This window comes from Kitasatospora sp. NPDC032121 (genome assembly GCF_055580145.1).
Map to the genome: position 1 here is coordinate 89,949 of NZ_JBVILX010000015.1, position 13,935 is coordinate 103,883.

The 13,935-nt window shown below is 75.4% G+C and carries 15 protein-coding genes and 1 pseudogene; 7 read left to right on the forward strand and 9 right to left on the reverse strand.

Going from position 1 to position 13,935, the window contains the following annotated elements; genetic code table 11:
- Positions 1-16 precede the first annotated feature (16 nt).
- The 5 genes and pseudogenes from ACZ5OX_RS29490 to ACZ5OX_RS29510 form a co-directional block, all read left to right on the forward strand.
- Positions 17-790: an SDR family NAD(P)-dependent oxidoreductase gene (locus tag ACZ5OX_RS29490; RefSeq protein WP_465634263.1), complete on the forward strand. Its 774-nt coding sequence runs from the start codon at positions 17-19 to the stop codon at positions 788-790.
- Positions 791-950: 160 nt separating this feature from the next.
- Positions 951-1,577: a TetR/AcrR family transcriptional regulator gene (locus tag ACZ5OX_RS29495; protein ID WP_465634265.1), complete on the forward strand. Its 627-nt coding sequence runs from the start codon at positions 951-953 to the stop codon at positions 1,575-1,577.
- A 366-nt stretch (positions 1,578-1,943) separates the two neighbouring features.
- Positions 1,944-3,047 carry a fatty acid desaturase family protein gene (locus ACZ5OX_RS29500; RefSeq protein WP_465634366.1) on the forward strand — a complete coding sequence of 368 codons (1,104 nt, stop codon included), beginning with the start codon at positions 1,944-1,946 and terminating at the stop codon, positions 3,045-3,047.
- 177 nt (positions 3,048-3,224) lie between these two features.
- Positions 3,225-4,025, forward strand: a complete 801-nt coding sequence (locus ACZ5OX_RS29505) for a hypothetical protein (RefSeq protein WP_465634266.1) — start codon at positions 3,225-3,227, stop codon at positions 4,023-4,025.
- Between the two features lie 33 nt (positions 4,026-4,058).
- Positions 4,059-4,277, forward strand: a pseudogene (locus ACZ5OX_RS29510) (helix-turn-helix domain-containing protein); the annotation flags it as partial.
- On the opposite strand, the gene ACZ5OX_RS29515 reads toward ACZ5OX_RS29510, so the two are convergent.
- From ACZ5OX_RS29515 to ACZ5OX_RS29530, 4 genes are all read right to left on the reverse strand, one after another.
- Complete coding sequence (locus ACZ5OX_RS29515) at positions 4,274-5,275, reverse strand: ABC transporter substrate-binding protein (RefSeq protein WP_465634268.1); 1,002 nt, start codon at positions 5,273-5,275, stop codon at positions 4,274-4,276. The pseudogene ACZ5OX_RS29510 and the gene ACZ5OX_RS29515 sit on opposite strands and share 4 nt — an antisense overlap.
- A gap of 83 nt (positions 5,276-5,358) precedes the next feature.
- The gene (locus tag ACZ5OX_RS29520; RefSeq protein WP_392882489.1) at positions 5,359-6,177 is read right to left on the reverse strand and encodes an ABC transporter ATP-binding protein; all 819 of its coding nucleotides are present in this window, start codon (positions 6,175-6,177) and stop codon (positions 5,359-5,361) included.
- Complete coding sequence (locus tag ACZ5OX_RS29525) at positions 6,177-7,223, reverse strand: FecCD family ABC transporter permease (protein ID WP_465634269.1); 1,047 nt, start codon at positions 7,221-7,223, stop codon at positions 6,177-6,179. Before ACZ5OX_RS29525 ends, ACZ5OX_RS29520 begins: the two co-directional genes overlap by 1 nt.
- Entirely contained in the window at positions 7,220-8,263 is a 1,044-nt protein-coding gene (locus ACZ5OX_RS29530) for a FecCD family ABC transporter permease (RefSeq protein ID WP_449792723.1), read from the reverse strand. The genes ACZ5OX_RS29525 and ACZ5OX_RS29530 overlap by 4 nt, the downstream gene beginning before the upstream one ends.
- A gap of 99 nt (positions 8,264-8,362) precedes the next feature.
- On the opposite strand from ACZ5OX_RS29530, the gene ACZ5OX_RS29535 reads away from it, so the two are divergent.
- On the forward strand, positions 8,363-8,995 hold the full coding sequence (locus ACZ5OX_RS29535) for an HAD family hydrolase (protein WP_449792724.1): 633 nt from the start codon (positions 8,363-8,365) through the stop codon (positions 8,993-8,995).
- 31 nt (positions 8,996-9,026) lie between these two features.
- Here the strand turns inward: ACZ5OX_RS29535 and ACZ5OX_RS29540 are convergent, their stop codons facing one another.
- The gene (locus ACZ5OX_RS29540) at positions 9,027-9,266 is read right to left on the reverse strand and encodes a hypothetical protein (protein ID WP_392882480.1); all 240 of its coding nucleotides are present in this window, start codon (positions 9,264-9,266) and stop codon (positions 9,027-9,029) included.
- 470 nt (positions 9,267-9,736) lie between these two features.
- On the opposite strand from ACZ5OX_RS29540, the gene ACZ5OX_RS29545 reads away from it, so the two are divergent.
- Positions 9,737-10,120 carry a cold-shock protein gene (locus tag ACZ5OX_RS29545; RefSeq protein WP_360348240.1) on the forward strand — a complete coding sequence of 128 codons (384 nt, stop codon included), beginning with the start codon at positions 9,737-9,739 and terminating at the stop codon, positions 10,118-10,120.
- Positions 10,121-10,148: 28 nt separating this feature from the next.
- On the opposite strand, the gene ACZ5OX_RS29550 is transcribed toward ACZ5OX_RS29545, so the two are convergent.
- From ACZ5OX_RS29550 to ACZ5OX_RS29565, 4 genes are all read right to left on the reverse strand, one after another.
- Positions 10,149-11,000 (reverse strand): 1,4-dihydroxy-6-naphthoate synthase, encoded by an 852-nt coding sequence (locus tag ACZ5OX_RS29550; protein ID WP_465634271.1) that lies wholly within the window; start codon positions 10,998-11,000, stop codon positions 10,149-10,151.
- Positions 10,993-11,784: a futalosine hydrolase gene (locus ACZ5OX_RS29555; RefSeq protein WP_465634273.1), complete on the reverse strand. Its 792-nt coding sequence runs from the start codon at positions 11,782-11,784 to the stop codon at positions 10,993-10,995. Before ACZ5OX_RS29555 ends, ACZ5OX_RS29550 begins: the two co-directional genes overlap by 8 nt.
- Positions 11,785-11,794: 10 nt before the next feature.
- Complete coding sequence (locus tag ACZ5OX_RS29560; protein WP_465634274.1) at positions 11,795-12,325, reverse strand: hypothetical protein; 531 nt, start codon at positions 12,323-12,325, stop codon at positions 11,795-11,797.
- A 74-nt stretch (positions 12,326-12,399) separates the two neighbouring features.
- Positions 12,400-13,791 (reverse strand): MFS transporter, encoded by a 1,392-nt coding sequence (locus tag ACZ5OX_RS29565; RefSeq protein ID WP_465634368.1) that lies wholly within the window; start codon positions 13,789-13,791, stop codon positions 12,400-12,402.
- Between the last annotated feature and the right edge of the window lie 144 nt (positions 13,792-13,935).

The following is a 13,935-nucleotide window of genomic DNA, read 5'->3' on the forward strand; positions in this document are numbered from 1 at the left end:
AAAGGAGCGATGGGACATGGGAGTTCGACAGGCTCAGTACCCCGACCTGGACGGCCGGGTGGTCGTGATCACCGGCGGCAGCCGTGGCATCGGTGCGGAGACCGCCCGCGCCTTCGCCCGGCAGGGCGCGGCCGTCGCCGTCCTCGGCCGCGACGAGGCGGCGCTGACGGCGGTGGCCGAACAGCTGCGGGCGGAGGGGGCCCGGGCACTCGGGCTGGTCGCCGACTGCACGGACGCGGCGGCGCTCGGCTCCGCCGCCGCCAGGATCGGCCGGGACCTCGGCCCGGTCTCCGTCCTGGCCGCCTTCGCCGGCGGCGACGGCTACCCGGTGTCGACCGTCCACGAGACCGAGGAGCACTGGCGGGCCGTGCTGGACGGCAACCTCACCGCCACCTTCCTCACCGTCCGGGCCTTCCTGCCCGGCCTGCTGGTCCGCGGCGGCGGCTCGATCGTCACCATGGCCTCCACGGCGGGCCGGCTGCCCAGCGGAGCCTCCGCGGCGTACGCCACGGCCAAGGCGGGGGTGCTGATGTTCACCCGGCACCTCGCGCTGGAGGTCGCCGACGAGGGCGTACGGGTCAACGCCGTCGCGCCGGGTGCCGTCCGCACCGAGCGGACCGCCGCGCGGATGCCGCCCGAGGTGCAGGCCACGGTCGCCGCCGCGCACCCGCTGGGCCGGCTCGGCGAGCCGGTGGACATCGCCTCGGCCGCGCTCTTCCTGGCCTCCGACGCGTCCTCCTGGATCACCGGGCAGACCCTGGACGTCAGTGGCGGGCGGATCATGCTCTGAGCCGCGCGGCCGTCCCGCCGGGCGCCCGGTGCGGCCGGGTCGTCCCGCCGGACGCCGGTGCGGGCGCCGGTGCGGCCCGGTCGGATGCGGGCGCGGCCCGGCCCGGGTGAACCGATCGGCGATACTGCCAGTTCACGCGGAACGAGTGGAGGCGAGCGGGATGAGCCCCCGGTCCTACCGGATGGGACAGCGGCAGGCGGAGGTCGACGAGACCCGCGCCCGGATCGTCGCGGCCGCCCGCGCGCACCTGGCCGAGACCGGCGGGGTCTCGCTGGACGCGGTCGCCCGCCGCGCGGACGTCGCCCGGGCGACCGTCTACTACCAGTTCGGCTCCAAGGCGGGCCTGCTGGAGGCGGTCTGCGACGCCCTCGCCGAGCAGGGCGGCATGGCCCGGCTCGCCGAGGCCTTCACCCTGGCCGACCCCTGGGCGGCGGTGGACCGCTTCGTCGAGGTGATGGGCGGCTTCTGGGCGTTCGACCGGGTCTGCACCCGCCGCCTGCGGGCGCTCGCCGCGCTCGACGAGGAGGTGGGCCGGGTCATCGCCGACCGAGACGCCCGCCGCCGCCAGGGGGCCGCCGTGCTGTCCGGCCGCCTGCCCGCCGCCCCGCCGGACGCGGCGAGCCTGCTGTTCGTGCTCACCGCCTTCGAGACCTACGACGCGCTGGCGACGGACGCGGAGGCGGAGGACGCGGAGGGGGCGTCGGGCGGCGGCGACCTGACGGTGGCCACCGCGACCGTCATCCGCCTGGTCCGCGCCGCCCTGGGCGGGCCGGGGGACGGGCGGTAGGGGGCGAGGCCCGCGGGCCTCGGTTCAGGGGGAGCGCCTCGACGCCCGAGAGCAGCGGGATGAGCCGGAACCGGCCGTCCCCGTTCTGGGCGAAGGTCGTGAGGCGGTCGTGGCAGCCGCCGTGGCAGTACGTGCACTGGTGCAGGTCCAGGTGCCGGCCCGCGGGGGCGGCGGAGCGGTGTCGGCGGGGGCGGCGGTGTTGACGGTGCCGGCGACGGCAGAGGGAGCCGGGCCGCCATCGGAGCGGCGTGGCGGGCTGGCACCCCGTGCGGGCAGGGGGTTAACACCCGTACGGGACGGGTGCTTTCCCCGTTCTGCGGGTCGGCCGGCCGCGGCCAGACTCTGGGCATGCCCGCGCAGCCCGTGATGACGCCCGAAGCACCCGAAGCGCCCGAAGCACCCGAAGCCCGCGAAGTCCCCGCAGTGCCTGGAGCGCCCGACACCTGCGCCGCCCCGCGGTCCGGGAGCGGCGGCAGCGACTTCGCCGAGTTGACCCGCCGGATAGCCGCCGAGGGCCTGCTCGACCGGCGCCCCGGCTACTACGCCGTCCGCGCGGGCCTGGTGCTCGCCGCCTTCCTCGGCGGCTGGTGCGCCCTGTTCGCGCTGGGCGACACCTGGTGGCAGCTCGGCCTGGCGGCGGCGATGGCCGTCGTCTTCGCCCAGGTCGGCCTGCTCTCCCACGACCTGGCGCACCGCCAGGTCTTCGACCGGCGGGTGCCGAGCGAGATCGGCGGCCGGATCGCCGCCAACCTGCTGATGGGCATGAGTTACGGCTGGTGGATGAACAAGCACACCCGCCACCACGCCAACCCGAACCACGAGGAGCGGGACCCGGACGTCGCCCCCGATCTCCTGGTGTGGTCCGGGCGGCAGGCCCGGCAGGCGAGCGGCCTCGCCCGGTTCATCGGCCGCCGGCAGGCGTACCTGTTCGTCCCGCTGCTCCTGCTGGAGGGCCTCAACCTCAGCTTCAACAGCTTCCGTGCGCTGCGCAGCCCCGTGATGAAGCGCCCGGTGCTGGAGGGCGTGCTGCTGGTGGTCCACTTCGTCGGCTACCTCGGCCTGGTGTTCGCCGCGCTCCCGGCGGGCAAGGCGGTCGCCTTCCTCGCCGTGCACCAGGCGCTGCTCGGCGTCTACCTGGGCTCCGTCTTCGCCCCGAACCACAAGGGGATGCTGATGGTGACGCCCGGCATGAAGCTCGACTTCCTGCGCCGCCAGGTGCTCACCTCGCGCAACGTCCGTGGCGGGCCGGTCGTCGACTCGGTGATGGGCGGCCTCAACTACCAGGTGGAGCACCACCTGTTCCCCAGCATGCCGACCCCGGCCCTCGGGCGGGCGGCCCGGATCACCAGGGAGTTCTGCGCCGAGAAGGGCGTCCGGTACTACGAGACGGGCCTGTTCCGCTCCTACCGGGAGATCTTCGGCCACCTGCACCGGACGGGTGAGTCGATCCGCTCCGGCTCGGGCGCGTGAAGGCCCGGCTTTCGCGACGTGACGGCCTGAGGTCCTGAACGCCGTTGTCCCGCACGGGAAGTCGGATCCGCCGACCTCCCGTGCCGGACGGTTTTCCGGCGGCACCGCCCGGCCACTCGCGCGTTCGCGCGTCCGCGCCCGTACGATGCCCGAGCGGGGGGTGGGCGGACGCCGGGGGTGGGTGTGGTTCGGTTCTGGCTGAGGTGGGTGCTGGTCGCGGTCCTCGGGGCGGCCGTCGTGTTCGGCAGCTGGGCGGGGTGGCGGCTCTACCGCGACACGGCCATTCCGGCCCCGCCGGACGTCCAGGGCCTGGCGCGGGCCGCGGACACCGCCGAGGCCCGCCGGACGGCCGAGGGGCGGATGGCGGAGCGGATCGACCGGCTGCCCGAACTGTTGCCGTGGGCGCAGGGGTTGGGGCGGTCCACGGTCGACGTGTGCCGGACCGACTATCGCGGCGACCTCTGGATCCGGGGCAAGTGGCTGCCGACGGCCTGCGAGCGGACCGTGAACGTGTACCTGGCCTTCGACGGGGCCGACGTCCGTGCCCGGCTGGCCGATCTGGACGGCTATCTGGACGGCCAGGGCTGGCGGAGCTCGCAGCGCTGGAAGGGCCTGGTCGCGGCCGACGAGTACGACCACCTGCCGCCCGCCGAACCGGCCCCGGAGGAGGCGCAGGAGGCGGCGGCCAGGCCGATCACCCCGTCCGTGGAGTTCGAGGCGGCGACGGACGAGGCGGTGCGGACGGAGCTGGTCGTGAGCGTCGCCCGGCCGCCGGGGCCCGAACGCCTGACCTCCGGCGAGGACTACTGGTACGAGAAGTACGGCAGCCGGCGCTACCGGAACGACGAGGGGCAGCGGTCCGAGTACCTGATCTGGCAGCCCGTGCGGCCGAGCGAGGTCACCAGGGCGGCCGAGGGGCGGTACGTGGTGGTCCTCGGCTTCACCACCAGGTACACGGAGAAGCACGGAACGCCGTAGCCCCCGCCGTGCCCGAGGACGGTCCGCCGCCTCCAGCGCCCGTTCGCCGAGTACGCCGGCGCCTCCCCGAAGCGGGTGCTGCGCCGCGCCCGCCTCCACGAGGCCGCCGAACGCGCCGCCGGCGACGGCGAGTCGGACCCGGCCGGGCTCGCTACCGAGCCGGGCTACGCCGACCAGGCGTACCTGAGCAGGGACTTCACCGCCGCCGTGGGTGTTTCCCCGGCCCGCTGCGCGGGGACGCGCCGGCCCTAGGCTCCGAGGAAGCGCTGCAGCTCGTCCAGCATGTAGTTGGCGCCCGTGTACCCGATCCCCTGGAACCACAGCTGGTCGTCCACCGGGAACGCCCGGTGCCCCTTGACCGCCCCCAGTGCCTGCCAACCCGGGCTCGCCAGCACCGAGGTGGTGCCCGCGCGCCCCGGATCGCCGTAGGTCGCGTACAGCAGCAGATCGCCGTCGGCCCTGGCGAGCTGGTCCGCCGGGATCTCGAAGTCCGACTGGTCGACGTTCTGCGCGTCCGGCCGGCCCACCTCGGCGTCGGCGAGCACCGTGCCGGGAAAGCTCTGCCGGCCGAACAGCCGGATGCCGCCGCCCTCCACGAACCGCACCAGGCTCACCTTGCGCCCCGACAGCTTGGCCGCCGCCAGCGCCTGCACCACCTGCCCGACGTGCCTCTGGTACGAGCCGGCGAAGGCCGCCGCGGCCGCCTCCCGGCTCAGCGCCTGGGCGTGCAGCTGGAAGTCGGCCTTCCACGGCGCCCCGGTGGTCTGGGTGAGCACGGTCGGGGCGATGCCCCGCAGCTGTTCGTAGCGGTCGCCGTCGCGGGCCTGGTTGGAGAGGATCAGGTCCGGCCGCAGCGCCCGTACGGTCGGCAGGTCGGGTGCGCCCGCCGGGCCGACCAGCCGGATCCCGGCCGTCCGGGAGGCCGGCCAGTACCCGGGGTAGCTGGTGTCGCGGGCCGGCAGCGCGGCGCCGACCGGGGTGATGCCGAGGGTCAGCGCCGAGTCGAGCACGTCGGTGTCCAGCACGACCACCCGCATCGGCGCGCCCGGCACCACCACCGGCCCGGTGGCGGCGTTCACCGTCACCGGCGGCAGCGGGGTCGGGGACGGCGGGGTCGGGGACGGCGTGGCGCCGGGGGCGAGGCCGTCCGTGGCCGCCGGGGCCGGGTGGTGGTCGGTGCACCCGGTGGCCGTCGCGAGCACGGCGGTGCCGAGGCCGGTGAGGAGGGTGCGGCGGGAGATCCGGGGCATCGGCGGTCCTCTGGCGTCGCGGCGGGGTCGGGGCGCCGTCGATTATGTCCGAAATGGCAGCTAAAGTGCCGTTAAGGGCGCCGTCAGGCGGGAGCACCGTCCGGGGTGAGCGCCGACCACGGGGCGCCCGGCACGACCAGCGGCGTGCCGGTCACCGGGTCCGGCACTACCACCGAGTCCAGCCCGAACACCTCCCGCACCAGCTCGGCCGTCACCACGTCCCCGGGCGCGCCCTGCGCCACCACCCGGCCGTCCCGCATCGCCACCAGGTGGTCCGCGTACCGGGCGGCCTGGTTGAGGTCGTGCAGCACCGCGACGACGGTCCGGCCGCGCTCGACGTTCAGTCGCCGGACCAGGTCCAGCACCTCCACCTGGTGCGCGATGTCCAGGTAGGTGGTCGGCTCGTCCAGCAGCAGGATGTCGGTGCCCTGGGCGAGCGCCATCGCGATCCAGGCGCGCTGGCGCTGGCCGCCGGACAGCTCGTCCATGCTCCGCTCGGCCAGCTCGGCGGTGGAGGTGCGCTCCAGCGCCTCCGCGACCGCCGCCTCGTCCTCCGGCGACCACTGCCGCCACCAGCTCTGGTGCGGCTGGCGGCCGCGCGCGACCAGGTCCGCCACCGAGATGCCCTCGGGGGCGGTCGGCGACTGCGGCAGCAGGCCGAGCCGCTGGGCGATCCGCTTGGTCGGGATCCGCGCCAGCTCCTCGCCGTCCAGCAGCACGGCGCCCCGGACCGGCTTCAGCAGCCGGCCGAGGGCCCGCAGCAGGGTCGACTTGCCGCAGGCGTTCGGGCCGACGATCACCGTCACCCGCCCGTCCGGGACGCTCACGTCCAGGCCCTCGACGACCGTGCGCGCCTCGTAGGCCAGGGTGAGGCCCCTGGCCTCCAGACGGTGATCGGACATCAGGAACCTCCACGGCGGGATCGGATCAGCAGCCACATCAGGTACGGCGCGCCGACCAGGCCGGTCACCACGCCCACCGGCAGCTCCGTCGGGGCCAGCAGCCGCCGGGCGATCAGGTCGGCGAGGACCACCACCAGCGCGCCGGTCAGCGCCGAGCAGAACAGCGGGACCTGCGCCGAGCGGGCCAGCCGCAGCGCGATCTGCGGGGCCATCAGCGCGACGAAGTCCACCGGCCCTGCGGCCCCGGCCGCGCACGAGGCCAGCACGATGCCCAGCAGGGCCATGCCGAGGCGGATCCGGTCCAGGCGCAGGCCGAGCCCGACGGCGGTGGCGTCGTCGAAGGAGATCGACCGCTGGGCGCGGGCGGCCCACAGCGCGACCGGCAGGGCCGCGAGCAGCACCCAGGCGAGCCGGTCGGCCTGGTCGTAGCCGGCGCCGTTCAGGCTGCCGGTCATCCAGACCTTGGCGGCCTGGGCCTGGAAGCCGTCGCCCTTGGTGAGGAAGACGGAGGTCAGTGAGGACAGCGCGACGCTGACGCCGATGCCGATCAGCACGAAGCGCTGGGCGTGCAGGCCGCGCCGCCAGGCCAGCGCGTACACCAGCAGCCCGGCCACCAGACCGCCGGCCACCGCCGCGTACGGGGCCTGGCCGGTCGAGCCGACCACGCCGTACGCCGTCAGGCCGACCACGGTCGCGGTGGCGCCCCAGGTCACGCCCACCACGTCGGGGCTGGCCAGCGGATTGCGGGCGACGGTCTGGATCAGCGCCCCGGCCAGCCCGAGCGCCAGGCCGACCAGCAGCCCGACCACGACCCGGGGCAGCCGGAACTCGCCGACCACCAGCTCGTGCGGGCTCGGCCGCCCGAGCACCACCTTGACCACCTCGCCCGGCGCCACCGTGGACTCGCCCAGGCAGAGCGAGGCCACCGCGGTCGCCGCCAGCGCCACCAGCAGCCCGGCGGTGACGGCCACCGAGCGCCGGTGCACCAGGAACGACACCCGCCCGGCCCGGACGGCCGAGTAGCCGCGCAGCGACACCGACGTCATGCCGCCACCACCTTCCTGCGGCGGACCAGGGCCACCAGCACCGGGACGCCGACGAGGGCCGTCATCACGCCCGCCGGGACCTCGGACGGCGGGAACAGGACCCGGCCGAGGGTGTCGGCGAGCAGCAGCAGCGCCGGGCCGAGGACGGCGGAGAAGGCGAGGATCCAGCGGTGGTCGGCGCCGGCCACCGCGCGGGCCGCGTGCGGGACGGCGAGGCCGACGAAGGCGATCGGGCCGGCCGCCGCGACCGCCGAGCCGGTCAGGACGGTCGCGCCGAGCGCGCCGACGGCCCGCACCAGGCCGGTCCTGGCGCCCAGCCCCTTGGCGGTGTCGTCGCCGAGCGCCAGCGCGTCCAGCCCGCGCGCCACCGCGACCACCAGCACCGTGCCGACGGCCAGGAACGGCAGCAGCTGCCAGGCCACGTCCGAGGTCCGCCCGGAGAGCGAGCCGACGTGCCAGAAGCGGAACTGGTCCATGGTGGCCGAGTCGGTGGTCAGCACCAGGGTGTTGAGCGAGGCGATGAAGGCGGACGCGGCCGAGCCGGCCAGCGCCAGCTTGATCGGCGTGGCCCCGCCCCGGCCGCGCCCGGCGAGCCCGTACACCAGCACGGTGGCGATCACCGCGCCCGCGAAACCGAACCAGACGTACCCCGTGAGGGTGGAGACGCCGAAGCCGGAGATGGCGACCACCACACCGGCCGCCGCCCCCTGGGAGACGCCGAGGATGCCGGGGTCGGCGATCGGATTGCGGGTCAGGCCCTGCATGACGGCCCCGGCCAGGCCGAGCGCCGCGCCGACGGCCAGCCCGACGACCGTGCGCGGCACCCGCAGCTCGCGGACCACCACGGCGTCGGCGGTGTCGCCGCCGTGCAGCAGGGCGTCCAGCGTGCCGCCGAAGGGGATGGTCCGGCTGCCGACCGCCAGGCTGAGCAGCACCGCGGCGGCCAGGACGGCGAGTGCGGCGGCGAGCCACAGTATTCGGCGCCGCGGCGCGCGGTACGGCGCGCGGGGCGCACCGGGCGGTGCGCTGGTGTCGGTCATGGGCCCTCTCCGCAGACAACTCAGGTAAACCTAAGTTCCCCCGTGAAGCCCGGGCAAATTGCCTCGTGGCCCATGGCCCCCGTTGGGTAGCCTGACGGCATGCCCGCGACCTCACCCGCTCCGCTCACCGTCGGCTTCGACCTCGACATGACGCTGCTGGACACCCGGCCGGGTATCCGCGCCACCTACCTGGCGCTCTCCGCCGAGACCGGCACCCACATCGACGCCGACCTGGCGGTCACCCGGCTCGGCCCGCCGCTGCTGGACGAGATGCGCAACTGGTTCCCGGAGGGCGAGGTGGAGCGGGCCGTCGACCGCTACCGCGAGCTCTACCGGGACCACGCCTTCGCGCCGACCGTGGCCCTGCCCGGCGCGCACGCCGCCGTCGAGGCGGTCCGCGCCCACGGCGGCCGGGTCGCGGTGATCACCGGCAAGTACGAGCCGAACGCCCGCCTCCACCTGGAGCACGCCGGGCTGGCCGCGGACACCGTGATCGGCGACCTGTGGGCGGAGACCAAGGGCGTGGCGCTGCGCGAGCACGGCGCGAGCGTCTACGTCGGCGACCACCTCGGCGACATCAGGGGCGCCCGGTTCGCGGACGCCCTCGCGGTCTGCGTGCCCACCGGCCCGTACAGCGCGCGGGAGCTGCGCGAGGCGGGGGCGGACGTGGTGCTGGCGGACCTCACCGGCTTCCCGGACTGGCTCGCCGGCCACCTGGCCGAGCGGGGCTAGCGCGCGGGCCCGCGGCGGCCGTCGGCGGCCGTCAGGACCCGACGGGCCCGGTTCGGCGGCGCTGGGCCCGGGCGTTCAGCAGCAGCCCGGTCAGCGCGGCCAGGAAGCCGGCCGGCATCAGCATGCTCAGCCAGTACGCGGCCGTCGGCAGCGGCGTCAGGTGAAGGAACAGCGGGACGAAGGTGACCAGGGTGGCGAGTGCCCCGAGGCCGAAGACGATCGCCCCGGCCTTGACGTACACGTCACCGGGGTCGGCGCTCTGGCTGCTCACGTCTGCTCACTCCTCCGGGCCGGTCGGGACTTCTCCCAGTCTGGCAGAGCGGCCTGCGGGCGGTCCCACCGGAGCGGGTCGGTCACGTTGCGCAGTTTCCCGGCAGCTGAACGTTTTGATCCCTGTTGAGCGGGGGTATGCACGGGGTGCCGAGGGGCGCTACAGGTGCGCCCCGCGTCCTCAGACCCGGGGGTGTGAGCCGATGGACCGCGCGGAGCCGCGCCACGGCCGTGCCGGCGCCGGGTTGCCCGTGACCGCGAGATCCCGCTCCCGCCGCCCCGACCGGGCCTCGGAACGCGGATCCCTCGCGGAACGCGGATGAGGCAGTGACGGACGGTTAGTCTGCTCCTGACCGCGTGCCGACCACGAGTGCCCACGGGCGCCGGAGCGGGGTCGGTCGCCTTTCCCCACCACCCAGTGATCCCCGGCCAGGGCCGGGATCCCTCACACCCATTCGAGGACTGTTCGAGATGCCCACCGGCCAGGTCAAGTGGTTCAACGAGACGAAGGGCTTCGGCTTCCTGTCGCGCGACGACGGCGGCGACGTCTTCGTCCACACCAAGGCGCTGCCCGCCGGTGTCACGTCGCTGAAGCCGGGTCAGCGGGTCGAGTTCGGCGTGGTCGCCGGCCACCGCGGGGACCAGGCGATGGCCGTGCAGCTGCTGGACGCGCTGCCCTCGGTGGCCGCCGCCCAGCGCCGCAGCGCCGACGACATGGCACCGATCGTCCAGGACCTGATCACCACGCTGGACGCGGTGCTGCCCGGCCTGCAGCGCGGGCGCTACCCCGCCAAGCCGACCGGCCAGAAGCTGGCCGGCCTGCTGCGCGCGGTGGCCGACCAGTTCGACGTCTGACCGACGGGCACGTGGGAACGCGGGCCGGCTAGAACGAGAGCGCACCCGGGTCGAGCGGGGGCACCAGCCCCTCCGCCGCGGCCCGGGTGAGCAGCGCGTGGACGGCCGCGTAGCCCTCCTCGCCGAGGTCCTCGGAGAACTCGGTGACGTACAGTCCGATGTGCTGCTCGGCGACGGCCAGGTCCATCTCCTGGGCGTGCGCCAGTACGTACTCGCGGCTCGCCGCCGGGTCCGCCCAGGCCTGCCGGACGGAGGCGCGGATCGCGTCGGAGATCTCCCGCAGCCGCTCGGCACCGAGCGAGCGCCTGGCGACGATCGCGCCCAGCGGGATCGGCAGGCCGGTCTCCTGCTCCCAGGCCTCGCCCATGTCGGCCAGGCTGTGCAGGCCGTACTGCCGGTACGTGAAGCGGGCCTCGTGGATCACCAGGCCGGCGTCCACCCGGCCGTCCCGGACGGCGGGCATGATCTCGTGGAACGGCAGGACGACGATCTCGCCGAAGCCGCCCGGCACCGCCCGCGCCGCCCAGAGCCGGAACAGCAGGTAGGCGGTGGAGCGCTCGGAGGGCACCGCGACGGTCTTCCCGGCGAGGTCGGCGGGGGAGTCCACACCCGGCAGGGTGAGCACCAGCGGGCCGCAGCCGCGGCCCAGCGCGCCGCCGCAGGGCAGCAGGGCGTACTCGTCCAGGACCCAGGGCAGCGCGCCGTAGCTGATCTTCAGCACGTCCAGCTCGCCGCGTTCGGCCTGGCCGTTGGTGACGTCGATGTCGGCGAAGGTCACCTCGGGGGCGTCCACCCCGGGCACCAGGCCGTGCGCCCAGGCGTGGAAGACGAAGGTGTCGTTCGGGCAGGGCGAGTACGCGATGCTCAGCCGTTCAGCCACGGCCGGCCTCCTCAATCGGTTGGTGCCGCGCGGCCGGTTCGTGCGCCGCGGCCAGTTCCCGGACGGGCAGCGCGGCGAAGGCCCGTTCCAGGGCGGCCAGCGCCTCGCCGATCCGCCAGGCGGACCGGTCGCGCGGGCCCACCGGGTTGGACACGGTGCGCAGTTCGAGGGCGGGCACGCCGTACCGGGCGGCGGCCTCGGCCACGCCGAAGCCCTCCATCGCCTCGGCGGCGGCGCCCGGGTGGCGGGCCGCCAGCTCGGCGGCCCGCTCGGCGCTGCCGGTGACGGTGGAGACGGTCAGCACCGGGCCGACGGTGAGACCGGGGCCCAGCGCCCGCGCGACCAGGGCGACGGCGGCCGGGGGAGGGGTGTGCCGGACGGTGCCGAAGCCCAGTTCGGTGACGTCGGCGAAGCCGTCGGGGGTCTGGGCGCCGAGGTCCGCGGCCACGATCGCGTCGGCCAGCACGGTGGCGCCGACCGGGGCGAGCGGGGCGAAGCCGCCGGCGATCCCGGCCGAGACGGCCAGGGCGTACGGGTGGGCCGCCAGCGCGGCGGCGGCGCCGGCCGCGGCGGCGGCCGGGCCGACCCCGGCGGCCAGCACGTCCACCGGCACCCGCTCGGCCCGGTGCAGCGTGCCGCCGGGCAGCGGCAGCGCGGCGGACCCGCCGGGCAGGCCGCGGAGCACGGCCTCGGCCTCGGCGGCCACCGCGACGACGACGAGCAGCCGGGCCCGTGCGGGGCCCGACTGCTCGCCCTGGCCGTCGGTGACGGCGTGCGCGGTCATCGCAGGACCGTCAGCTGCCCTGGGTGTTCAGCTGGAAGTACCAGACGGCGACCGGGTTGTCCGAGTTCTTGTCGCCCTCGACCACGGTGACCAGGGTCTTGCCGCTGGCGTTCAGCACCTTGTTCGCCTGCTGGGAACCCGACCAGGTCGGGCCCTTGGCGTACGAGAACAGGCTGAAGCGCCCGCCCTGGCCGGTCGAGCCGCCGTTGGTGAAGGCCCACCAGCCGGTCTCGGCCACGTTCGGGGAGACCCCGACGCCGACCCGGTCGCTGCCCACCACGTCCCTGGTGGGCAGCGTGCCGTTCTTCAGGGCCTCGGTGGCCTTGTCCTGGCACTGCATCTGGAGGTCCTCGGTGATCGGGCTTCCGCCGTTCCAGCACAGCGGGTCCGCGACGATCGAGGAGTTGCCGACCGTGAGGGTGGCACGGTGGGAGCTGTGCTCGGTCTGGCCGGCGGCGATGGCGACGGAGGTGCCCACCGTGGCGGCGCCGACCACGACGACGGCGCCGAGGGCGGCGATGGCACGGGAATTGAGGCTCATGCGTCAGAATCTACCGGGCCTGGCCGATCACGCGACGCGGGGGTCGGCACCGCGTGTTGTCACCAGGCCCCGGGTCAGGCCACCCGGGGCGCCGCCGGGTGCCGCCGCAGACCCACCCGGAACAGCGAGCGCAGCGTCCACAGCAGCACCACGCCGACCACCCCGGCGGCGATCGACAGGCCCAGCTTCCCGTTCAACGGCAGCAGGATGCCGACCGCGCCGCCGGCCACCCAGCACAGCTGCATCAGGGTCTCCGAGCGGGCGAACGCCGAGGTCCGCACCGCCTCCGGGACGTCCCGCTGGATCAGCGCGTCCAGCGCCAGCTTGCCCAGCGACGCCGCCATCCCGGCAGCCCCGGCGACCAGAACCACCGTCACCACGCCGTACCAGAGCGCGGCCGCCGCCGTGACGCAGGTCGCCAGCAGCAGCATCGCGGTGACCGTCGCCTCCGGGCCCCGGGTGCGCAGCCAGGAGCCGAGCACCGAGCCCAGCGCGTTGCCCGTCCCGGCCGCCAGCGCCACCAGGCCCAGCGCCGCGGTCGGCCGCAGCCCGCCGATCGGCTCCTCCCGCAGCAGGAAGGCCAGGAACATCACCAGGAAGCCGACCAGCCACTTCATCGCCGACATCGCCCGCAGCGCCAGGATCACCGAGGGGCCGACGGTGCGCAGCGAGGCCTTGACCGGCGGCGGCCTGTGGTGGATCAGGTGCGAGCCCTCGCCGTGCACCTCGGCGTGCAGGACGGCGCGCTGCTCGCCCTTGGCCGAGTCCACCGCGGGCGGCAGGTGGAAGGCCATCAGGGTGCCGATCACGAACACCAGGAAGGCCCCGCGCAGCGGCCAGCCGGGCCCGAGCAGGTGCAGCAGCCCGCCGACCGCGGCCGCCACGCCGGTGGCCAGCAGCCCGGCCAGGGTGACCCGGGAGTTCGCCTTCACCAGGGACAGCCGGCTCGGCAGCAGCCGGGGCACCACCACGCTGCGCACCACGCCGTACGCCTTGGACGCGACCAGCACGCCGAGCGCCTCCGGGTAGAGCGCGATGCCGCCGCCGGCGATCACCGCGGCCATCGTCCAGGCCAGCACGGCCCGGGCCAGCATGGCCGTCGCCATGGCCGCCCGGCGGCCGTGCGGCAGCCGGTCCAGCAGCGGGCCGACCACCGGGGCCAGCAGCGCGAACGGGGCCATCGTGATCAGCAGGTAGAGCGCGACCCGGCCGCGGGCCTCGCCGGTGGGCACCGAGAAGAAGATGGTGGACGCCAGTGCGACGGTGATCAGCATGTCGCCGAAGGAGTTCAGCGCGTGCAGCTCGATCAGCTTCGCGAGGCCGGACTCGCCCGCGCCCTCGGCGGCGGTGGCCCGGCGGATCCGGCGGCCGGTGCCGTGCACCACCTTGCCGGTGCGGGAGCCGGCGGCGGAGGCGGTGCGGACCAGGAAGTGCCGGCGGGGCTCGGGGGTCTCCGGCTCCTCCAGCTCCTTCGGTTCCGCCGGGGCCGGGTCGAAGGCGGCGGGGGTGTCGGGGGCCCCGGCCGCGGACCGGTCCGCGGATTCGGCGGACGCCTCGGCGCAGTCCGCCGGCGGCGGTTCGCCCGCGCCGGGGACCGGAGGCTGCTGCCG

Excerpts from the sequence above, each read along its gene's own strand:
- ACZ5OX_RS29560 (WP_465634274.1), bottom strand. The coding sequence starts at position 12,325 with ATGAGCCTCAATTCCCGTGCCATCGCCGCCCTCGGCGCCGTCGTCGTG.
- ACZ5OX_RS29520 (WP_392882489.1), bottom strand. The coding sequence starts at position 6,177 with ATGTCCGATCACCGTCTGGAGGCCAGGGGCCTCACCCTGGCCTACGAG.
- ACZ5OX_RS29545 (WP_360348240.1), top strand. The coding sequence starts at position 9,737 with ATGCCCACCGGCCAGGTCAAGTGGTTCAACGAGACGAAGGGCTTCGGC.
- ACZ5OX_RS29495 (WP_465634265.1), top strand. The coding sequence starts at position 951 with ATGAGCCCCCGGTCCTACCGGATGGGACAGCGGCAGGCGGAGGTCGAC.
- ACZ5OX_RS29490 (WP_465634263.1), top strand. The coding sequence starts at position 17 with ATGGGAGTTCGACAGGCTCAGTACCCCGACCTGGACGGCCGGGTGGTC.
- ACZ5OX_RS29555 (WP_465634273.1), bottom strand. The coding sequence starts at position 11,784 with ATGACCGCGCACGCCGTCACCGACGGCCAGGGCGAGCAGTCGGGCCCC.
- ACZ5OX_RS29515 (WP_465634268.1), bottom strand. The coding sequence starts at position 5,275 with ATGCCCCGGATCTCCCGCCGCACCCTCCTCACCGGCCTCGGCACCGCC.
- ACZ5OX_RS29525 (WP_465634269.1), bottom strand. The coding sequence starts at position 7,223 with ATGACGTCGGTGTCGCTGCGCGGCTACTCGGCCGTCCGGGCCGGGCGG.
- ACZ5OX_RS29535 (WP_449792724.1), top strand. The coding sequence starts at position 8,363 with ATGCCCGCGACCTCACCCGCTCCGCTCACCGTCGGCTTCGACCTCGAC.
- ACZ5OX_RS29500 (WP_465634366.1), top strand. The coding sequence starts at position 1,944 with ATGACGCCCGAAGCACCCGAAGCGCCCGAAGCACCCGAAGCCCGCGAA.
- ACZ5OX_RS29530 (WP_449792723.1), bottom strand. The coding sequence starts at position 8,263 with ATGACCGACACCAGCGCACCGCCCGGTGCGCCCCGCGCGCCGTACCGC.